Origin of the sequence: Agromyces bauzanensis, from assembly GCF_014645655.1 — a bacterium.
Taxonomy (GTDB): domain Bacteria; phylum Actinomycetota; class Actinomycetes; order Actinomycetales; family Microbacteriaceae; genus Agromyces; species Agromyces bauzanensis.
Genome location: NZ_BMMD01000003.1, coordinates 12,750 through 32,516, shown reverse-complemented (window position 1 = coordinate 32,516; position 19,767 = coordinate 12,750). Strand labels below are relative to the sequence as shown.

Sequence of the window (19,767 nt, the reverse complement as noted above, 5' to 3'; positions counted from 1 at the left end):
GGCCTCGCGCGACGGCCGGACATCGCGTCAGGCGAGCGCGGCGAGCGCGTCCGCGATCGGGTCGTCGCCCGAGACGAGGTCGAACTGGGTGCGGGATGCCGCGCCGGTCTCGAGCAGGGTCGCGATCGTCTCCGCGACATCCGCTCGGGGGATCCTGCCGGGCTCGAGGGCGGAGCCCGCCCGCACCAGGCCGGTGCCGGCATCGCTCGTGAGTCCGCCGGGACGGACGATCGTCCAGTCGAGGTCGCGCGAGCGCACCGAGGCATCCGCCTCGCTCTTGGCTCGCAGGTAGAGCTGGAAGACGTCGTCGGACACCGGGTCGAACCGGTCGGCGCTCATGGCCGAGATCACCACGAAGCGGGGCACCCCGGCGGCCTCGGCGGCGTCGGCGAGGAGGATCGCGGCGTCGCGGTCGACCGTGAACTTGCGTTCGGCCGTGCTCCCGGGGCCCGCGCCCGCCGCGAACACCGCGGCATCCGCATTCTTCAGCACCTGGGCGACCTCCTCGACGGATGCCGCCTCCAGATCGAGCACGACGGCGGCGGCGCCGGTGGCGTCGACGTCGGCGCGGTGGTCCGGATTGCGGATGACGGCGATCGGGTCGTGCCCGGCGTCGGCGAGCAGGCGCTCGAGGATGAGGGCGATCTGGCCGTGGCCTCCGGCGATGACGACGCGCATCGCCCCAGTCAACGCGGCCCGGAAGGCGGACGCAAGGTTCGGCCGCGGAATCCGGGGCGAGGGACTTGGCACTCTCCATGCGGGAGTGCTAACCTGAGGGTACTTGAGTCGATTGGACTCAACTCTTTGACACATGCCGCGAGGGCGGCAGATGAAGGAGGAGAAGCCATGGCCATGTACTGGGATCCGTTCCGGGACCTCGACCGCTTCGCCGCGGGCGTGCTCGACAGCCGACAGTCGCCGCGCATGATGCCGATCGACCTGCATCGCGACGGCGACCACTACGTGCTCTCGGCCGACCTGCCGGGCGTGGACCCCGGCTCGATCGACGTGGACGTCGATGGCCAGCTGCTCACGATCCGCGCCGAGCGCACGCTGCGCTCAGACGCCGAGGTGAAGTGGCTCGCGCACGAGCGTCCGAGCGGCTCGTTCCTGCGCCAGCTCACCCTGGGCGACGGCCTCGACACCGCCGCGATCAGCGCGCACTACGACAACGGCGTGCTGAGCGTCGTGATCCCGGTGAGCGAGCGGGCGAAGCCACGGAAGGTCGCGGTGCAGAGTGCGCCGAACGTCGAGAAGGAAGTGACGGCGGGGGCGCCCGCGTCGAGCAGTTCGACCGCGTCGAGCAGTTCGACCGCGTCGAGCTGACCAGACGGCGGTGAGCGGATGCCGCGGGCGGGGGCCCGCGGCATCCGTCGTCTGTCGGCGCTCCTGTCGGGGCGTCCGTCGGTGGGCCCGTTCGTGCTCCGTCGGTGGGCGTCGGGTCGCCCCGTCCGCACTGCCGCGTACCTCGACCGCAGTAGCCGAGGTGCCTCCGTTGGATGGATGTGCCGGGCGTGGCTCCCCGCGAGGCTGGAAGGATACCCCGCCATGACAGGAGCACACCACGCGATGACCACCCCGATCCTCTCGGCGCGAGACGTACGCAAGTCGTACGGCCGCGGCGCCAACCGATTCGACGCGCTGAAGGGGGTGAGCCTCGACGTCCTCGAGGGCGAGAGCATCGCCATCATCGGAAAGAGCGGCTCGGGCAAGTCGACGCTCATGCACGTGCTGGCCCTGCTCGACCAGCCCACCGACGGCACGATCGAGCTCGCCGGCGAAGACACGCGATCGCTCAGCGGCGCGGCGTTGAACCGCGCCCGCAACCAGACCTTCGGGTTCGTCTTCCAGCAGTTCTTCCTCACGCCGAACGCGTCCGTGCTCGAGAACGTCATGCTGCCGCTGAAGATCGCCGGGGTCGGCCGGGCCGAGCGCAGGCGGCGCGCCCTCGCGGTGCTCGAGCAGCTCGAGCTCGCCGACAAGGCGAAGAACAAGGCCGTGAGCCTCTCGGGAGGGCAGAAGCAGCGCTCGGTCATCGCCCGCGCGCTCGTGAACCGGCCGCGCGTGATCTTCGCCGACGAGCCCACCGGCAACCTCGACACCGCCACGGGCGCGGTCGTCGAGGACATCCTCTTCGACCTGAACCGCGAGCACGGCATCACCCTCATCATCGTCACCCACGACGAGGAGCTCGCGTCCCGTTGCGATCGCCGCGTCCACATCCGCGACGGGCTCATCGTCGACATCGTGGAGCGCGCACCAGACGCCGAGCGCGCGGCGACAGCCGAGGAGCGTGCCGCATGAACCCCGTCGACCTCGTCGGCTCGGCCGTCGGCAACACGTTCCGCTCCAAGACGCGGACCATCCTCACGATCCTCGCGATCTTCGTCGGCGCGTTCACCCTCACCATCACGAACGGGCTCGGCACGGGCATCAACCGGTACATCGACGACACGGTCGCCGCCATGGGCGCCGAAGACGTCATGACGGTCACCAAGGTCGCCGAGAACGCGACGGATGCCTCCGACGGCCCGCGTGAGTACGACCCCGACGCGATCGTCGGCGAGCAGAACGGCCCTCCGGGCACCACGAACGTCGTCGCGCCGATCGGATCGGCGGAGCTCGACGAGCTCGCCGGGATCGACGGCGTGGTGCGGGTGCAGCCCGCGAAGCGCGTCGACGTCGACTCCATCGCCCATGACGGCGGCACCGAGTACGAGATCGGCGTCGGTGGCTTCGTGAGCGGGATGCGCCTCCAGCTCGCCGCGGGCGAGCAGCCCGACATCGAGGCATCCGATTTCCAGGTCGTCATCCCCGATTCCTATCTCGACGTGCTCGGCTTCGACGATGCCGATGCCGCGATCGGCGAACCGGTCACGCTCGCCGTGACCGACGCGGAGCGCACGCGGCACGAGGTCGAGGCCACGGTCGTCGGCGTCGCCGAGGCGAGCCTCGGCACGACCAGCTCCGCGGTGCCGAACGACGCGTTGAACGACGCGCTCTTCGCCGCCCAGTCCACGGGGCTCGATGCGAGCGAGCTCGACGCCTACAGCCAGGCGACCGTCTGGTTCGATCCGGCGTCGTCCGCCGACGAGGTGGCCGCCCTCGAGGCCGACCTCGCCGACGCCGGCTACGACTCGACCACCGTCGCCCAGCAGCTCGGGGCCTTCAAGAGCGTCATCGACGGCATCGTGCTCGTGCTCAACGCCTTCGCGATCATCGCCCTGCTCGCCGCGAGCTTCGGCATCGTGAACACGCTGCTCATGTCGGTGCAGGAGCGTACGCGTGAGATCGGCCTCATGAAGGCGATGGGCATGGGCAGTGGCAAGGTGTTCGGGCTGTTCAGCCTGGAGGCCGTGTTCATCGGATTCCTCGGCAGCGCGATCGGCGCGGGCCTCGGCATGATCGCGGGAAGTGCGATCAGCTCGGCGCTCGGGGGAGCGCTGCTCGCCGATCTGCCGGGGCTGACCCTCATCGCCTTCGACCCGGTGTCCATCGCCGCGATCATCATCGTGGTCATGGGCGTGGCGTTCCTCGCCGGCACGCTCCCTGCCGTGCGGGCCGCGCGGGCCGATCCGGTGGAGTCGCTGCGCTACGAGTGACGCGGCGCGCGCCCCCGGTGCGTGCGGCACGACGACGCCGAGAGCGCACTCCCCGCCCTGCGATGGGCGGGGAGTGCACTCTCGGACTCCGAACCCGCACGACCTTGCGTGGGTCCGTGCGTCACCGCTCGGGTCGGAAGCCCCTCAGCCGCAGGCTGTTCGTCACCACGAAGACCGACGAGAACGCCATGGCCGCTCCCGCGACGAGCGGATTCAACAGCCCGAGCATCGCGACGGGGATCGCGGCCACGTTGTAGGCGAACGCCCAGAACAGGTTGACCTTGATGGTACCGAGCGTGTGCCGCGCCAAGCGGATCGCGTCGGGCACGAGCAGCAGGTCGCCCGACACGACCGTGAGGTCGCTGGCCGCGATGGCCGCGTCGGTGCCGCCGCCCATGGCGATGCCGAGGTCGGATGCCGCGAGGGCCGCCGAGTCGTTGACGCCGTCGCCGACCATCGCGACGACGTGCCCGCCCGCCTGCAGCTCACGGATCGCCTCGAGCTTGCCCGCGGGCGTGACGCCCGAGCGCACGTCGTCGATGCCGACCGCCGCGGCGACCGCGCGTGCGGCGCCGTCGTGGTCGCCAGTGAGGAGCACGGGCCGAAGGCCCAGCCGGCGCAGCCGCGCGACGGCCTCGGCGCTCGTGGGCTTCACCGTATCGGCGACGCCGATGAGCCCGCGCACGGCGCCATCCCACGCCACGACGACCGTGGTGATGCCGCGCGCCTCGGCATCGTCGCGTGCGGCGCGCAACTCGCCCGGCAACTCGAGCGACCACGCGGACGCGAGCCACTCGGGCTTGCCCGCGACGACCAGGCGCCCGTCGACGACGGCCTGCACGCCGAGCCCGGCGTGCGCCGCGAACTGCTCCGCGGCCGGAAGCACCGTATCGCCGGGCGCAGCAGACGCGGTCGCGGTCGCCGTCGCCGTCACGGCCGCGGCCACGATCGCCCGGGCCACGGGATGCTCCGAGCCATCCTCGGCGGCGGCGGCGACGCGGAGCAGCTCGGGCTCGGGGCATCCGTCGACCGCATGGACCAGCGCCACGCGCATGCGGCCCGTCGTGACCGTGCCCGTCTTGTCGAGCACGACCGTGTCGATGCGACGCGTCTGCTCGAGCACCTGCGGCCCGCGGATGAGGATGCCGAGTTGCGAGCCGCGACCCGTGCCGACGAGCAGGGCGGTCGGCGTCGCGAGGCCGAGCGCGCACGGGCACGCGATGATGAGCGTCGCGACCGCGGCGGTGAAGGCGACCTCGAGCGACGCGCCCGTCAACAGCCATCCGGCGAACGCGACGATCGACAGCCCGATCACGATCGGCACGAAGACCGCCGAGACGCGATCGGCGAGCCGCTGCACGGGCGCCTTGCCGGTCTGGGCCTCCTCGACGAGCCGGCCCAGCCGCGCGAGCTCGGTGTCGGCGCCGACGCGGGTGATCTCCACGATGAGCCGTCCGCCGACGTTCACGGTCGCGCCCGCGACGCGCGAGCCCGCGGCGACCTCGACGGGCACCGACTCTCCCGTGAGCATGCTCGCATCCACGGCGGAGGCCCCGTCGACGACGAGTCCGTCGGAGGGAATCGTCTCGCCCGGCCGCACGACCACGTGGTCGCCGGGCACCAGCGAGTCGACGGGCACGCGCGTCTCGCGGCCGTCACGGAGGAGCGCGGCATCCTTCGCTCCGAGCGCGAGGAGGGCGCGCAGCGCGGCGCCCGACTCCTGCTTGGCGCGCGCCTCGGCGTACCGCCCCGCGAGCACGAAGACCGTGACCGCGGCAGCGACCTCGAGGTAGATCTCGCCCGTACCGGCCTCGGGGGAGCCGAAGAGGGTGAGCGTCATGGTCATACCGGGCATGCCCGCCATGCCGAAGAAGAGCGCGTAGAGCGACCAGCCGAACGCGGCGGCGACGCCCACGCTGATGAGCGTGTCCATGGTCGCGGCGCCGTGCCGGGCGTTGATCGCCGCAGCCCGGTGGAACGGATATGCGCCCCACACCGCGACGGGGGCGGCGAGGGTGAGCGCGAGCCACTGCCAGTTCGTGAACTGCAGCGCCGGGATCATCGACATGAGGAGCACCGGCACGGTGAGCGCCGTCGAGACGAGCACGCGGCGACGGAGCTCCCGCACCTCGTCGCGCTCGGGCGCGGTCGTGGTCGCGGCATCGCGACCCGCTGACGGCGTGGGCGGCGGGGGGAGCGCCGCCCGGTAGCCGGCCGCCTCGACCGCGGCGATGAGCTCGGCCGGGTCGAGCGCCTCGGCCGACGCCGCGCGCACGTGCGCCTTCTCGGTGGCGTAGTTGACGGATGCCTCGACGCCCGGCAGCTTGTTGAGCTTGCGCTCGATGCGCGTGGCGCACGACGCGCATGTCATGCCCTCGATCTCGAGCTCGACCGGCGCTGCGGTGCCCACGATCCCGGCGCCCAGGGCTTCGGTGCTCACGCGCCCGGCGCGGTCAGCGTGTAGCCGGCCTCCTCGACCGCGGCGCGCACGGCGTCGTCGCTGATCGGCCCCGAGCTCGTCACGGTGACGACGGATGCCGCGCCCGGCCGCAGGTCGACGGCCACCTGCTGCACGCCGTCGACGGCGGTGAGCTCCTCGGTCACGCTCGACACGCAGTGCGAGCACGTCATGCCCTCGACGAGGAAGTCGGCACTGAGTGCGCCCTCGGTGGCGGCAGCCCCGGTGGCGGCAGCCCCGGTGGCGGCAGCCTCGGTGGCGGCCGACGCGTGCGCGTCACCGGTCGCGCAACAGCTGCACGCTGCGTTCGCGTCGGTGAGTCCGAGGTCGATGCGCTGGAAGCCGGTCATGGCCGTCCTTTCGTGACGATGAGATCCAATGATACCCCTAAGGGGTACTGTCACGCTACACGAGTCCGAGCCGGAGCAGGCTCTCGGCCGACGCGATGATGGCCTCGTCGCGCGGTCGCGGCCGCCATCCGAGCACGCTCTGCGCCTTCTCGCTCGACGCGCGCCGGGAGCGGTTCAGCTCGGGGAGCATGGCGCGTAGGTCGGCGTCGAGGTTCGCCCCGATGCGAACGACCCAGTCGGGTATCACGATCCTCGGCACACGGCGCGCGTCGTCACCGAGCCGCTCGCGCAGGAGCCTCGCGAGGTCGGGGTAGGTGATCGGCTCGCCCGACACCGCGAGGAAGCGCTCGCCCGAGGCATCCGGATGCATCATCGCCCGCACGTGCAGGTCGGCGACGTCGCGCACGTCGACGCCCGAGGTCTGGCCGTGCGGCACGGCCGGCACCCGTCCCGTGAGCAGCGCGCGCAGCAGCGCGACCGAGCTCGAGAGGTCGGCGCCGAGGGCCGGCCCGAAGATGCCGACCGGGTTCACCACCGAGAGCTCGAGGTCGCCCCCTTCATAATCGACGAAGTCCCACGCGGCGCGCTCGGCGATCGCCTTCGACCGCACATACGGCGACAGGCCGGGGTCGTCGGGGTCGGTCCAGTCCTCCTCGGTGAAGGGTCGATCGGGCCGGCTCGAGTAACCGACCGCGGCGAACGACGAGGTGAGCACGACGCGTCGCACGCGCGCGTCGCGCGCCGCCCGCAGCACCCGCAGCGAGCCGTCGCGAGCTGGCGCGATGAGTTCGCTCGCGTCCTTCGGCTGGCGCACCGGGAACGGGGAGGCCACGTGCAACACGTATATGGCGCCCGCGGCGGCCGCGTGCCATCCGTCGTCGTGCAGCAGGTCCGCCTGGGCGTACTCGAGCCCCGCGGGGTCGGCACCGCCGGCGCGCACGAGGGCTCGCACGTCGTCGGCTCGGGCGAGCGAGCGCAGCGTCGTGCGCACCTGGTAGCCCGCGTCGAGCAGCCGCACGATGCAGTGCGACCCCACGAAACCCGTGCCGCCGGTGACGAGCACCAGTTCATCGTTCACGAGCGTCTCCCCGTGACGGATGCTACCCCGCGCGTCGGCCTTCGCGAACCCCGTCGCGTCATCTGCCTCTCATGTTCCCGTTCCCGCGCAGCGTGCCCGCTGTAGCGGCGACATTCCGTGGGAATGGAAACATGCGGGAGGAGAAAGCGGGGAGCGGATGCCGCTCAGCGGGCGAATACGCCCACGGCGGGGGCCGGGCCCGGGCCGCCGCCCGCGGCCCAGTTCGGCAGCATCGGGATGACCGTGTCGTAGTATCCCGCGAGGATGAACGCGACCGCCGCATACACCATGAGCCCGAACGTGGCGATGCCGAGCGCCGCACCGACGACGACCAGCCACGACCCCCGGCGGCGAGCCTCGCGATAGCGCGGCACCGCCATGAACGCCGCCCAGATGGCGAACGTCGCGAAGAGCACGACCCACACGACGCGGCCCAGCTGCAGGGCGAGCGGCACGGTCACCGACACGACGAGAGCGGTGAGGCCGAGGCCCACCGACGTCCACGCGAAGAACCGCGCCCAGCCGAGGCCGCGGGTGTGCTCGAACGGAATCATGCCCCGATTCTGCCGGAGCATCGATGGACCACGGGCACGCGTCTTCTCCTCATCTCCGACACGCACATCCCCGCGCGGGCGATGCGGCTCCTCGATGCGGTGTGGCGCGCCGTCGACGAGGCCGACGTCGTGATCCACGCGGGCGACTGGACCGACGTGGCGACCCTCGACGCCCTCGAGGCGGTGGATGTCGCGAGCCGGTGGATGACGCGGGCCGGCGTCCGCCTTCGGCAGGAAATCGCCGGGCGTCGGCAGGTCCGTGCCGTGCCGATGTCGGCCGGTCCCGCGAGAATGGGTCGGTGACTCGTCGTGGACTGTTCCTCTTCATCGCACTGGGCATCGCATGGGGCATCCCATATCTGTTCATCAAAGTCGCTGTGAGCGAGCTGGAGCCCGCCATGGTGGTGCTCGGCCGCTCGGCACTCGCGGCGATCCTGCTGTTGCCCCTCGCGTTCTTCCGGCGCGAGGTGGTGCAGGTCGTGCGCCGGTGGCGGCCGATGCTCGCCTACACGATCGTCGAGATCGTCATCCCGTGGTACTTCCTGAGCTCGGCGGAGTAGCGCCTGCCCAGCTCGACCGCGGGGCTGCTGCTGGCCACCGTGCCGCTTGCGGGTGTCGCCATCGCGTTCGCGATGGGTCGGCCCGAACGGCTCACGGGCGTGAACTGGCTCGGCATCGCCGCCGGCATGCTCGGCGTCGCCGCGCTCGTGGGCCTGGATGTCGCGGGGTCCGATCTCGTGGCGGTCGGCGAGGTCGCGATCGTGGTCGTCGGGTACGCGCTGGGTCCGGCGATCCTCTCGCGCTGGATGTCCGACCTGCCGGGTGTCGGCGTGGTCGCCGTGTCGCTGGCGGCCACCGCCGTCATCTACGTGCCATTCGTGCTGCTGACCGGCGCCTGGCCCGCCGCGTGGCCGTCGGCGGCGGTCATCTGGTCGATCATCGTGCTCGGAGTGGTCTGCAGCGCGCTCGCGTTCCTGTTCATGGTGGGCCTCATCGGCGAGATCGGCCCCGTGAAGGCGACGACGATCACCTATGTCAATCCCGCCGTCGCCGTGGTCGCCGGTGTCGTGGTGCTCGGCGAGCGGCTCACCGTGTGGACCGTCGTCGGGTTCGTGCTGGTGCTCCTGGGCTCCTACCTCGTCACCCGACGGAGGTCGCGGGAGCCGGTCGAGGCGATCGCGCCGCCGACGCCCGATGAGGCGCCGATCGGGCAGCGCCGGTAGTCGACAGGCCCGCCGAAGCGGGACTGACACGGGCTGCCCGCTGCACCGGACGGTTCACCCGGCGATTGCGGCATCCGTGCGCCGATGCGTCGGCCGCGGGCGGAATCTCCCGAGGAATCTCCCCGACCGATGTCGATCTTCAATGGGCGCGAGGCCGGCAGGCTTCAGCTCGTCGAGCACGAGACGTACTCGAATGGCGTCATGAAGCAGGTCTACGACGTGGTTCGCTGAACGAGTGTCGGGGCCACTTCATTCGTTGTCGCCGTTCCCGCGCGAGGCGCCCGGTGGAACGGGCACCTCGCGCGGGAACGGAAACAGTGGGCGGTCGGGCGTCAGACGCGGGCCTCGCGGCGCGCGGCGTCGGCGAGCGCGTCGGCGTCGAGCGCGAACAGGTCTCGCGATCCGGCCGTCGCGGCACCGATCAGTCCGGCGGCCTGCGGCAGCAGCTGCTCGGCGTAGAACCGGGCCAGCGGCAGCTGCGCCTCAGCGATGCCGTCGTCCTCGAGTCCGCGCGCGGCGAGCGCCGACTTCGCCATCAGCCAGCCGCCGACCACGAGGCCCCAGATGCGCAGGTACGGGGACGACCCCGCGAGCACCGCGTTCGGGTCGGAAGCGCCCGTGCGGAGCATCCATGCCGTGGTCTGCTCGAGCGTGTCGAGCTGCGCCCTCAGCTGCGCCCGGATCGACGCGAACTCCTCGCCGGCGGCAGCCAGCTCGCCGTCGAGTTCCCGCATCGACGCGATGAACTCGAGGGCCGACGCCCCGTCGCGCACCGGCAGCTTGCGGCCCACGAGGTCGGCGGCCTGAATGCCGTTGGTGCCCTCGTAGATTGCGGCGATGCGCACGTCGCGGTAGTGCTGCGCCGCACCGGTCTCCTCGATGAAGCCCATGCCGCCGTGGATCTGCAGCGCGAGCGACGTGAGCTCGTTGCCGAGGTCGGTGCCGAAGGCCTTGCAGATGGGAGTGAGCAGGCCGACGATCTCGTCCGCGCGCGCGCGGGTCGCGGCATCCGGGTGATGAGTCGAGCGGTCGACATGCGCCGCGTTCAGCAGCATCATGCGGCGCAGCGCGGCGATGTACGACTTCTGCGTCATGAGCATGCGCCGCACGTCGGGGAAGTCGATGATGGGCGAGTCCTCGGTCGCGCCGATCGTGCGGCCCTGGATGCGCTCGCGCGCGTAGTCGAGCGACTGCTGGTAGGCACGCTCGGAAACTGCGAGGCCCTGCATCCCGACCGAGAGCCGGGCGCTGTTCATCATGACGAACATGATGCGCATGCCGATGTTCTCGTCGCCGATGAGGTATCCGGTGGCGTCCTCGTACGACAGCACGCACGTGGGCGACCCGTGGATGCCCATCTTGTGCTCGACGCCGACGGTGTGCACGCCGTTGCGCTCGCCGAGCGAGCCGTCCTCGTTCACGAGGTACTTCGGCACGATGAAGCACGAGATGCCCTTCGTGCCGGCCGGCGCATCGGGGGTGCGGGCGAGCACGAGGTGCACGATCTGCTCGCTCAGGTCGTGGTCGCCGAAGGTGATGAAGATCTTCTGGCCGGTGATGCCGTAGGTGCCGTCGGCGCGCTTCACGGCCTTCGTGGTGAGCGCGCCCACGTCGGAGCCGGCGTGCGGCTCGGTGAGGTTCATCGTGCCGGCCCACTCGCCGGTCACCATCTTCGGCAGCCAGGCCTGCTTCTGCTCGTCGCTGCCGTAGTTGAGGAGCGCCTCGATCGCGCCCTGCGTGAGCAGGGGAGCGAGCGCGAACGCCATGTTGGCGGTCGTGGTGAGCTCCTGGATGGCGAGGCCGATCGAGCGCGGGAACCCGCCGCCGCCGTATTCTTCGGGCAGCGGAACCGAGCCCCAGCCCGCGTCGACGTAGGCGGCGTACGCCTCCTTGAAGCCCGTGGGCGTGGTCACGGTTCCATCGGGGTTGAGGCGCGCACCCTCGAGGTCGCCGGCGCGGTTCGTCGGCGCCACCAGTTCGGCCATGAACGTGCCGACCTCGTCGAGGATCTCGGCGACCGTGTCGAAGTCGGCATGCTCGAAGCCCGGAAGCTGGGCGACATCGTCGTAGCCCACGACGTGCTTCAGCGCGTAGGTGAGGTCAGCAACAGGCGGACGGAATTCGCTCATGTCCGTAGCGTAACTCCGGGCACCTCCCGGACAGCGGGGAACTGTGCGGGTTCCACGACGTGATCCGCCCTCCCGCGGCGTCGGTTGTGTCATCCCACAAGGGCGATGGATGTCGCGCGGGACGCGCCCCACCGCCGGTGCGTCACCCTGATCGCCAGTGTGTTACGGCGTGACCGCGATCGCAGCGACCGGATCCGCGACGATCGAAGGATGGTCAACTTCCACCGCACGATGCACGACTGGCCGCCGCCGGCGACCTCGTGATCGTCATCTCGTGGGCGTCGGTCGAGTCGACGCCCACGACACGCGCTGCAGCTCGACCGACGGTGCCGCGCGATGGCGGTACGCGGCCTCCTCGAAGAGTCCGCCGGCGACGAGCTCGCGCGCGTAGGCGAGCACCGTCAGTTCTTCGTCCATCCAGTCGGAGTACCGGTCGCGGGAGTCCTTCGCGAGCCGCTCGAACATCGCCTGCACGTGATCGGCGACGACGGTCTCGCGCCAGGCGACAGGCCCCTCGTGCAGCTCGCCGTCTTCATCGGTCCACATCGTTGCTCCTCCCGCGATCAAGAACGCTACCGGTGCGGGCGGCGATCATGAAGCAGGCCAGCTCGAACGCGTGTTCGGCGGCAGTGGTGGCCGAGCGGATGGACCTGCGGCCGCGGCATCCACAGCGATAGCCTGTGCGCGTCCTGGCTTCTCCTCCCGTCACGTGCCGCCGCTGCCATCCCTCGCCATCCCTCGCGCACCGCTCTCCCCGAGAGGCTTCCATGACCTATCGGTCGAACCCCTCTACCACCCCGCCGTGCCCGCCGGCCGCCGGTCGCATTCGCCCGGACGATGCCGAGGATGCCGAACACGATGGCGAGGATGCCGGGGATCCCGCCGACGACCAGCCCGATGAACAGCGGGATCCACGTGGTCAGGAAGCCCCAGACACCGAGCACGAGCGCGCGGGCTCGCCATGTCGGTCGTCGGCCTCGTGCTCGGTGGCCTGGCGTTCTTCTCGATCTTCCTGGGAGCCGGCACCATCTGGTGACGGCGCGGCCCGCCTCGACAGGGCGCGACCTGCGTCGATTCGCGGCGACGCGGCATCCGCTCAGCTCGTCGCGCGTGTCGACCCAGCCTCGGTGACGTGCTTCTTCTCGCGCACGTACACTTCGCGCCGAACCCGCGCGACGACGTCGCCGCGGCGGTCGGTGATCTCGGTCTCGAACCACTCGAGCACCTTCGCGCCGCCGCGGGCGCGCTCGCGCAGTTCGGCGACCTTCGCAGACGGCACCTCGAAGTGGGCCGTGAGGATGCCGCGGCCGGGCTTGAGGAACTCGATCTCGCCGCGGGTGTCCCACACCACGTGGTCGCGCCCCAACTGGTGCCTCACGAGCATGAAGAAGTAGGGGTCGGTCATGGCCGACATCGATCCGCCGAACGCGGTCTTCACGTAGTTGCGGGTGAAGACGTTGACGTGAAGCTCGACGGTCGCGCGCGTCCAGTCGTCGGAGAACTCCTTGACTCGGATGCCGCTGAACAGGTTCGGGATCCACAGGCTCATGCCGATCGCGAGTCGGCGGGGTGTCATGCGCATGTGTTCGATTGTGGCCGGATGCCTCGCCGGAAGGCGAGTCCGTTGTGCTGATCAGGCTGGAACAGTCGCGAGCAGCGCCACCAGCGCGGCCGGCCATGGGATGCGCTCCTGTTCGAGCCGCACGCCGCCCTCGGCGGCGATACGCGTGAGCGCCGCTCGTTCGCTCGCCGTGAGATGCGGGAGCTCGCGCGTCGCCGAGATTCCCGCGGCGCTCCCCGGGTCCGCGACCCAGAGGCGCCGATACGCGAGCAGGGTCGCCTCGTCCATGAGCACGCTGACGACTCCGTCGACGTGGGATCGCAGCGCGTTGAGGATGGCGAAGCCGTCGGCATCGAGGTCGCCCCAGTAGACGACCGCGGCGGTGCGTAGCCACGGGATCTCGCGAAGCCGCCCCACCGCGTACCCGCTGCCGTGCACCACCACGGCGCCGACGATCTCGGGCATGGCCACCACGGATTCGAGGTTCTCGAAGACGTAGACGATACGCGGCCGCAGGGGGAGCCGCGCGAGCTCCTCGATCGGCGCGGTGATGTCGCACAGGCCTCCGGGCCGGAGCGTCGGGTCGAGCACGCGCATGCGCATGAGCCCCGGCGGCGGCAACAGGCCGAGCGATCCGCGGCCGGTGATCGCCGCGTGCAGCGATTCGATGAGGCTCCGATGGGCGCCCAGCCATTTGGAGTGCACACCCTCGATGGGCAGCTGCCGCACGCGGTAGCCGGATGCCGGGTGTTGCACGAGCCACTCGAGCACGCCGATCAGGATGTCGAAGTCCGTCTCATCGAGGCGTTGCAGCGTGCCGCCGTGGGCGCGGAGGGCGAGGCTGAGCGGCGGCGATGGTGCGAATCGTTCGACGATGAGCGACGCTCGGTCGCGGAGGCGGCGCCACTCGCGGGCGACGCGCGGGCCCGCGAACGCGGCGATCGCGTCGGCGCCCACGACCGTGCAGCGCACGGGAACGCGCTGCCGGCCGAGGCTCGCCCAGGCGCGCTCAGCCCACGTGATCGTGATGCCGTCGAACGCCGCGTCGTGCACGTCGCGCCAGGTCTCGACCCACGCGATGGCTGCGGCCTGATCGGCGAGGGCGTCTCGTTCGGTCGGCGGGTGCAGCGCGATGTCGAGCGTCGCGCCGTCGTCGCCGATCGCCGCCCAGCCGCGCTGATCGCGCTCGACGCGACGCGCCGCACGAGCGCGGGCTTCGGCGACGAGCACCGGTCCGGCGGAAGCCGCCATCGATCAGTTCTCCCGGTGGAACACGAGGTTGGCGATCTGGGAGTCCTTGCGCGACGGGTTGGTGATCGACGTGACCGCGCCGACGTACGGCTCGATCGTCTGGAGGAGCTTCTCGGGGGTGGCGAGGATCATGTGGAACCCGAACTCGGTGAACACGTCCATGGCCATGCGCGTGTACCGGCTGTCGGCCTTGTCGAACGCCTCGTCGAGCACGATGGTGGCGTAGGTCGGCAACGCCTCCTCGTCGATGGTGAGCTGGTAGCGCAGCGCCGCCGCCAGGCAGAAGATGACGAGCTTCTGGCGCTGGCCGCCCGAGAGACCGGCGCTGGAGTCGTGCACGTTCACGACGCGTCCGCCGCGGTCGACCTCCTTGGCCATGAACGTCACGTGTTCGCGCGTGTCGAGGCATCGTTGGCGCCAGAGCCGGTCGGCGTGCTCGCTCGAGCCGAGCCGGCGCATGATCCGCTCGAGCACCGCGAATCGTCGCTCGGCATTCGACACGTCGTCATCCGACCAGTTGCCGTCGACGACGGCCTTGAGATCGGCGATGAACGCGTCGACCTCGGGCGTGCGCCTCGTCTTCGCGTCGATGCGCAGGTACCGGTCGACGTCGAACTGCGAACGACCGAGCGAGGCGTTCACGGGCACGATGCGCTCGGCGATCTGCTTGGGAGCATCGCGGATGTCGGCGAGCAGGTAGCCGATCAGGTCGCGGGACTTCTCGCGCAGCAGCCGCAGGAAGTTCTCCTCGTGCTCGGGCAGCCCGCGGGACTCGATGCCGTCGAGCACCGCCCGGTAGCCGGCGCGGTCGTCGATCGAGGTCGTCAGGTCGGCGGCGGCGGCGGGCCACCGGGTCGCGAACGCGACGGCGCCCTCGGTGAACGCGGCCTGCGCGCGTGCCCGGCGGCTGGATGCCGCGGACACCTCCTGGTGGAGAGCGTTCGACACCTTCCGTCCGACATCGCCCACATTCGCGCGGTCGATCTTGCGCTGCACGGAGCGGTAGCGGGCCTCGAGGTCCGCGGCATCCGTATCATCGAGCGCGGATGCCGCGACGAGGTCGGTGAGCTCGGCGATCTGCGACTCGACCTCGCGCAACCGTTCCGCGGCGATCTGCAGCCGAGCGCCGGTCGACTGTGCTTCGCCGGCGCGTCGACGGAGCTCGGATCGCGCGGCGTCGGCGGCGGCGACGGCGTCTTGCAGCTCCACACTGCGGGCGGTGAACGCCTCGAGTTGCCGCCGCCGCTCGGCGAGGAGCGCGTCGGCGGCCGCACGATCGAGTTCGGGCCACGCCTGGCGCAGCACGCGCTCGAAGACCCCGCGTCGTGCGGCGGCGGCATTCGCCTCGCGCTGGGCGTGCTCGAGCCGGGCCTCGGCCGCACCGTGCCGGCGCTCGGCGTCGCGGCGCTGGGCGATCAGCAGCTCGACCTTCGCGGAGTTGTCGGCGCCGAGCACCCAGTGCCGGCGGTCGTCGACGGCGTGGCGGTCATCCTTGACGTATCGGCGCGCCGAACGCTTGAGCTGGCCGCCGATCGTCACACCCCGTTCTACCGAGTCGAACTCGTCGGGGTGGTCGACGCAGGACACGTCGAACTCGCTCGACAGCCGCCAGCGCAGCCAGTCGCCGAACGGTCCGTCTGAGACCCTGATGCGGTGCAACAGCGGCTTCGGCGTGCGCGTCGGACGCGGCCGATCGGCGGTGGGCGGCACCGCCTCGAACACCAGGCGCGCGCCGAGATTCCGCGACTCCACCCGGCGGCGCACCTCGGGCAGGTGCTCGTCGCGCACGAGGAGCGCCGTCGCGATCGGGTGCAGCACGCGTTCGATCGCGCCGGTCCAACCCGCGAACTCGGGCAGCACCTCGATGAGCTCGCCGCCGAAGGGGAGCGCCGACTCGGGGAGCCCGAGCGCGTTCGCGAGCTCGCGCCGGGCGAGCAGGAGCGGCGCCGGCAGGTTGCTCTTGCGCTGCTTGAGCGCTTCGAGTTCGGCGTCGATCCGGCGGAGTTCCTGCTTCGCCTCGAAGTAGGGGGTGAGCTCGGGACGTTCGTGCACCGAGGCGGGGCCGGCTTCGGCGAGCGCGCGGCGCGCGGTGTCGCCCAACTCGGCGAACTCCGTGGCATCCGTCGGCGGAGTGTCGATGCCGACCGAGGCGAGCTCCTCGGCGAAGCCGGCCCACCGGGACGCCGTCGCGGCGGCAGCGGCCGCCGCGTCTTCGACGCGCGCCTGCAGCAGGTGCGCGTCGGAGCCCCCGAGCTGGAGTTCGCGGCGCTCGGCCTCGCGCCTGGCTTCGTCGGCGGCGTCGCGTTCGGCCTCGGCGCGCCGGGCCGCATCGTCGGCACGCGCGTGCTCGGCGACCAGTTCGCCGCGGGCGTCCTCGGCGAGGCGAAGCGCGAACCTGCGCTGGAACACGTCGATGAGGGCGGTGAGTCGCTCGAGCTCGGTGACCGTGCGGGCCTCGCGATCGTACTCCGAGATCGATGCGGCGACCCCGCGGAGGTGCTCGGCCTGGTGCCGCAGGTCGACGACGTGCCGGTGCGCCTCGTTCAGCTCGCCGAACTGCTCGACCGCGTTGTCGGCGCGCTCGAAGGTCGTCGGCCGGTCGAGCATGAACGTGCGGAACAGGTGGTCGAGGCTGCCGAGGTTCTTCGCCGACTGGGTCTTGTGGAGCAGGTGCAGGGCGTGCTCGCTGCCGATGCCGAGCAGGCGTCGCGCCCGCGCGTAGAACGCGCCGTGCGAACCGCTCGTCGTGACGACCGCGTCGGGCCAGGCGGCCTTGATGCGCCGCGCCTCGATGCCGTGCGCCACGAACTCCTCGAAGTCAGTGATCTCGAGGTCGCCGCGATCGACGACGCAGGCGTCCTTCAGGTCGGCGCGGTCGACGCTCGTGCCCTTCAGGTGGAAGAGCCGCGCGAGCGTGACCGGGACGTCGCGCTGGTTCTCGAAGCGAAGCAGGATGCCGCTCCACGTCGCGCCCCGGCGAAGGTAGGTGCTGATCGCCCGGTCGAGCGTCTCGTCGGCCTCCTTGCTCCAGGCGCCGCGCACGTAGCTGACGAGGGTGCGGTCGTCGCCGCGTGCCGACGCGTCCTGCGCGGCCGCGTTGAAGCGAAGCCAACGGTCGGGCGTGAGCACGGTGGCGACGGCGTCGAGCAGCGACGACTTGCCCGACCCAGATGCGCCGGTGACGAGGTGACCCAGGCGCGCCACGTCGATGCGGTGCAGTCCGTCGAACGTGCCCCAGTTCAGCACCTCGATCCTCGCGAGGCGCCATTGTCCGGGGTGGATGACGGCAACCGGTCCCGCCGCGGCGTCGGTGGACTCGGCGGTCTCGTCGGGGCCCTCCGCCCACTGCGGCAGCTCGAGCAGCGTCATGCGATCTCCTCGCGGTCGGCGTCGTTCGTGGCATCCGCTACCGTTGCTGTCTCGGCTCCAGGCGCGAGCCCGGCGATGCGCCGGTACTCGGCGGCGATCGCGTTCACCTGCTCGGCGTCGACGATGAGGCGCAGCACCGGCGAGATCTCGACGCGGTCGTCGCCGGCGTTGTGGATGACCCGGAGCTTGTTCTGCATCTTGCCCCACGAGGCGTTCAGGCGCTTCGCGAAGTCGTGTTCGTCGCGGTCGGCCGTGCGGTAGACGTGCAGCTGCTCGAACACCTCGTCCTGCCCGACGATGACCCGGCCCTCGCCCTCGGCGGTGAGCAGCATCTGCCGGAGCACGAGCAGCATCGCCGTGTCGAGGAAGGTGAGCGACTCGGTGCGGACGGTGGTCGGCGTCGCCAGCTCGCCCGCGTCGACGTTGCGCACGAACGCGAACTCGCCGATGCGGTCGACAACGAGGTCGAGGAAGAGTTCGTGCAGTCGCGACCGGATCGAGGGTTCATCGGCGAGCAGCGCCGACCAGAGCGCCGGCGACTTCGTGCCAGACAGGTACGGGCCCTTGACCAGTTCGAGCAGCGCTCGGCGTGACGGTTCGCGGAGCTCGCCGGCGTCGCCCGGCCACAGGGCGGCGGATGCGGCATCCGCATCGCTCGACGCGGGCACTCGGTCGGGCGGCGCGGGGCTCGCGGCATCCGGCGACTCGAGCTCGTCGTTCATGCGACCCTCCCGGAGAATCGATACGCGGGAACCTCGGCCAGGCGGCCGGCGCCGTCGGGTCCGGGCCATCGTACGATCTCGACGTCGTCGGTGCGCACGCCCTGCGAGGCGGCGAGCGAGATGAGGCCCACCACGCTCGCGACGCCTTGGGTCGCGGGGAAGCGTTCGAGCACCTCGGCGACGGTGCACGACCCGCGGTCGTCCAGTGCGGCGTTGACGTTGGCGGTGAGCTCCGCGAAGTCGATCTCGGTGTCGCGTGCGAGGGCGCGGAGCCGGTCGAGGTCTGCGACGGCGGCGAGGTGGCGGCGGATCGGGCGCGCGGCGTCGAGCTCGGCCGGGTCGTGCAGCCGGATGGCGCCGCCGCTGCCCAGGGCGACCGCGGAGAGCTCGAGGTCGAGCTCGGTCGGGTGGTACGGCTTGGTACGGGCGGCGGCCGGGATGCCGGCCGCCAGCGCGTCGCGGATGTGTCGGCGCAGCACGCGGTCGCGCTGGTAGTCCTGCGACTGCACGTACCGGCGGAGGCCTCGCGCGAAGGCCGTGATCACTTGGTGGATCTCGCCGCTGCCCTCCTTCAGCGTGCCGATGAAGCGACGCAGGAATCGGCGATCCGCGCTGGAGAGCCCGTCGGCGAAGTCGCGGTCGAGCACGTGGCGGATGTCGTCGTCGAACGCCTCGCCGACCTCGGGGTCGAGCACGAGCGTCGAGAACGCCGCGAAGCTGCGGCCGGCGTCGGAGTCGGCGATGAGGTCGACGCCGCGGAACACCTCGTCAAGCACGGCGCGCTGCGAGTCATCGGACTCGACGATGCGAGACCGGAGGTCGGCGTTCAGCGCCTCGAACTCGGCGCGGACCCGGGCGAACTCGGTGGGGATGTCGGCCGCCTGCGAGAGGATGTCGCGCACGCGCTCGATCGCACGGTCGGGGTCGATCGTGTCGGCTTCGCCGGCGTTGATGGCCTCGATGCGCGCGTCGAGGCGATCGCGCTGCGCATACAGCTGCTCGAGCCGTCGCACCGTGTCGGGATCGGAGTCGACGGCGAGCTGCGCGAGCTGTCCGGCGATGCTCGCGAGCCGCGACTCGGTGACGGTCTGTCGCGGGGCGGACAACTGGTCGAGCATGCGGAGGGCGCCGTGCGCGGCTGGCGAGAGCTCGAACGTCTCGCCCCGCGACTCCTCGTCGGGTCGGCGGGTGAGGAAGCCGGCCCGACGCCACTCGCCGCAGTACCCCTGCGCCGAGAGCGGCAGGTCGAAGCCGTGGGCGCGCAACTCCTCGAGGTCGTGCTCGATGCGATCGTAGAACTCCTCGCTCGGAAGTCGGCGCTCCTCACCGCCCAGGTGCGTGTGGAGGATCGCGACGATGATGGGCGCGTTGTCGGCCCGCAGCAGGCGCCACGTGGCATCCGACTCGAGCAGGCTCGTGAGCGTGAGCGCCTGGCTGAGGGTGGACATGACGGATGCCTCGTGTGGTCGG

Annotated in this window: 18 protein-coding genes; 6 read left to right on the top strand and 12 right to left on the bottom strand. The window is 71.2% G+C overall.

Annotation, left to right across the window (positions count from 1 at the left end; genetic code table 11):
* Positions 1-27: 27 nt before the first annotated feature.
* On the bottom strand, positions 28-678 hold the full coding sequence (locus IEX31_RS03965) for an NAD(P)H-binding protein (protein WP_188742154.1): 651 nt from the start codon (positions 676-678) through the stop codon (positions 28-30).
* A gap of 168 nt (positions 679-846) precedes the next feature.
* Between IEX31_RS03965 and IEX31_RS03960 the strand changes: the two genes are divergently transcribed.
* The 3 genes from IEX31_RS03960 (at position 847) to IEX31_RS03950 (ending at position 3,602) form a co-directional block, all read left to right on the top strand.
* Positions 847-1,326 (top strand): Hsp20/alpha crystallin family protein, encoded by a 480-nt coding sequence (locus IEX31_RS03960; protein ID WP_188742153.1) that lies wholly within the window; start codon positions 847-849, stop codon positions 1,324-1,326.
* 243 nt (positions 1,327-1,569) lie between these two features.
* Entirely contained in the window at positions 1,570-2,304 is a 735-nt protein-coding gene (locus tag IEX31_RS03955) for an ABC transporter ATP-binding protein (protein ID WP_188742152.1), read from the top strand.
* The gene (locus IEX31_RS03950; protein ID WP_188742151.1) at positions 2,301-3,602 is read left to right on the top strand and encodes an ABC transporter permease; all 1,302 of its coding nucleotides are present in this window, start codon (positions 2,301-2,303) and stop codon (positions 3,600-3,602) included. The genes IEX31_RS03955 and IEX31_RS03950 overlap by 4 nt, the downstream gene beginning before the upstream one ends.
* Positions 3,603-3,723: 121 nt before the next feature.
* On the opposite strand, the gene IEX31_RS03945 is transcribed toward IEX31_RS03950, so the two are convergent.
* The 4 genes from IEX31_RS03945 to IEX31_RS03930 form a co-directional block, all read right to left on the bottom strand.
* Positions 3,724-6,042: a heavy metal translocating P-type ATPase gene (locus IEX31_RS03945; RefSeq protein WP_268236945.1), complete on the bottom strand. Its 2,319-nt coding sequence runs from the start codon at positions 6,040-6,042 to the stop codon at positions 3,724-3,726.
* Complete coding sequence (locus IEX31_RS03940) at positions 6,039-6,410, bottom strand: heavy-metal-associated domain-containing protein (RefSeq protein ID WP_188742150.1); 372 nt, start codon at positions 6,408-6,410, stop codon at positions 6,039-6,041. Before IEX31_RS03940 ends, IEX31_RS03945 begins: the two co-directional genes overlap by 4 nt.
* A 55-nt stretch (positions 6,411-6,465) precedes the next feature.
* Complete coding sequence (locus IEX31_RS03935; RefSeq protein WP_188742149.1) at positions 6,466-7,488, bottom strand: NAD-dependent epimerase/dehydratase family protein; 1,023 nt, start codon at positions 7,486-7,488, stop codon at positions 6,466-6,468.
* A gap of 164 nt (positions 7,489-7,652) precedes the next feature.
* The gene (locus IEX31_RS03930) at positions 7,653-8,042 is read right to left on the bottom strand and encodes a hypothetical protein (RefSeq protein WP_188742148.1); all 390 of its coding nucleotides are present in this window, start codon (positions 8,040-8,042) and stop codon (positions 7,653-7,655) included.
* Here IEX31_RS03930 and IEX31_RS19505 point away from each other — a divergent pair.
* Genes IEX31_RS19505 through IEX31_RS03915 form a run of 3 tightly spaced genes read left to right on the top strand, consistent with a single transcriptional unit; the run spans position 8,025 to position 9,265 of the window.
* A complete protein-coding gene (locus tag IEX31_RS19505; RefSeq protein ID WP_373285494.1) occupies positions 8,025-8,345 on the top strand; it encodes a metallophosphoesterase family protein in 321 nt (106 codons plus the stop codon). The genes IEX31_RS03930 and IEX31_RS19505 overlap by 18 nt on opposite strands.
* Complete coding sequence (locus IEX31_RS03920; RefSeq protein WP_188742147.1) at positions 8,342-8,602, top strand: EamA family transporter; 261 nt, start codon at positions 8,342-8,344, stop codon at positions 8,600-8,602. The genes IEX31_RS19505 and IEX31_RS03920 overlap by 4 nt, the downstream gene beginning before the upstream one ends.
* 39 nt (positions 8,603-8,641) lie before the next feature.
* A complete protein-coding gene (locus IEX31_RS03915; protein WP_188742146.1) occupies positions 8,642-9,265 on the top strand; it encodes a DMT family transporter in 624 nt (207 codons plus the stop codon).
* A 332-nt stretch (positions 9,266-9,597) separates the two neighbouring features.
* Here IEX31_RS03915 and IEX31_RS03910 read toward each other — a convergent pair whose 3' ends face one another.
* The 7 genes from IEX31_RS03910 to IEX31_RS03880 all read right to left on the bottom strand — a co-directional run bounded on the left by IEX31_RS03910 (position 9,598) and on the right by IEX31_RS03880 (position 19,745).
* Entirely contained in the window at positions 9,598-11,394 is a 1,797-nt protein-coding gene (locus tag IEX31_RS03910) for an acyl-CoA dehydrogenase C-terminal domain-containing protein (protein WP_188742145.1), read from the bottom strand.
* A gap of 267 nt (positions 11,395-11,661) precedes the next feature.
* Complete coding sequence (locus IEX31_RS03905; RefSeq protein WP_188742144.1) at positions 11,662-11,940, bottom strand: hypothetical protein; 279 nt, start codon at positions 11,938-11,940, stop codon at positions 11,662-11,664.
* Positions 11,941-12,490: 550 nt separating this feature from the next.
* A complete protein-coding gene (locus IEX31_RS03900) occupies positions 12,491-12,976 on the bottom strand; it encodes a DUF4442 domain-containing protein (protein ID WP_188742143.1) in 486 nt (161 codons plus the stop codon).
* Positions 12,977-13,027: 51 nt separating this feature from the next.
* Complete coding sequence (locus IEX31_RS03895) at positions 13,028-14,206, bottom strand: Wadjet anti-phage system protein JetD domain-containing protein (RefSeq protein ID WP_188742142.1); 1,179 nt, start codon at positions 14,204-14,206, stop codon at positions 13,028-13,030.
* 3 nt (positions 14,207-14,209) lie between these two features.
* Entirely contained in the window at positions 14,210-17,575 is a 3,366-nt protein-coding gene (locus tag IEX31_RS03890) for an ATP-binding protein (protein ID WP_188742141.1), read from the bottom strand.
* The gene (locus tag IEX31_RS03885; protein ID WP_188742140.1) at positions 17,572-18,297 is read right to left on the bottom strand and encodes a DUF4194 domain-containing protein; all 726 of its coding nucleotides are present in this window, start codon (positions 18,295-18,297) and stop codon (positions 17,572-17,574) included. The genes IEX31_RS03890 and IEX31_RS03885 overlap by 4 nt, the downstream gene beginning before the upstream one ends.
* On the bottom strand, positions 18,294-19,745 hold the full coding sequence (locus IEX31_RS03880; protein ID WP_188742139.1) for a DUF3375 domain-containing protein: 1,452 nt from the start codon (positions 19,743-19,745) through the stop codon (positions 18,294-18,296). Before IEX31_RS03880 ends, IEX31_RS03885 begins: the two co-directional genes overlap by 4 nt.
* Positions 19,746-19,767: the final 22 nt, after the last annotated feature.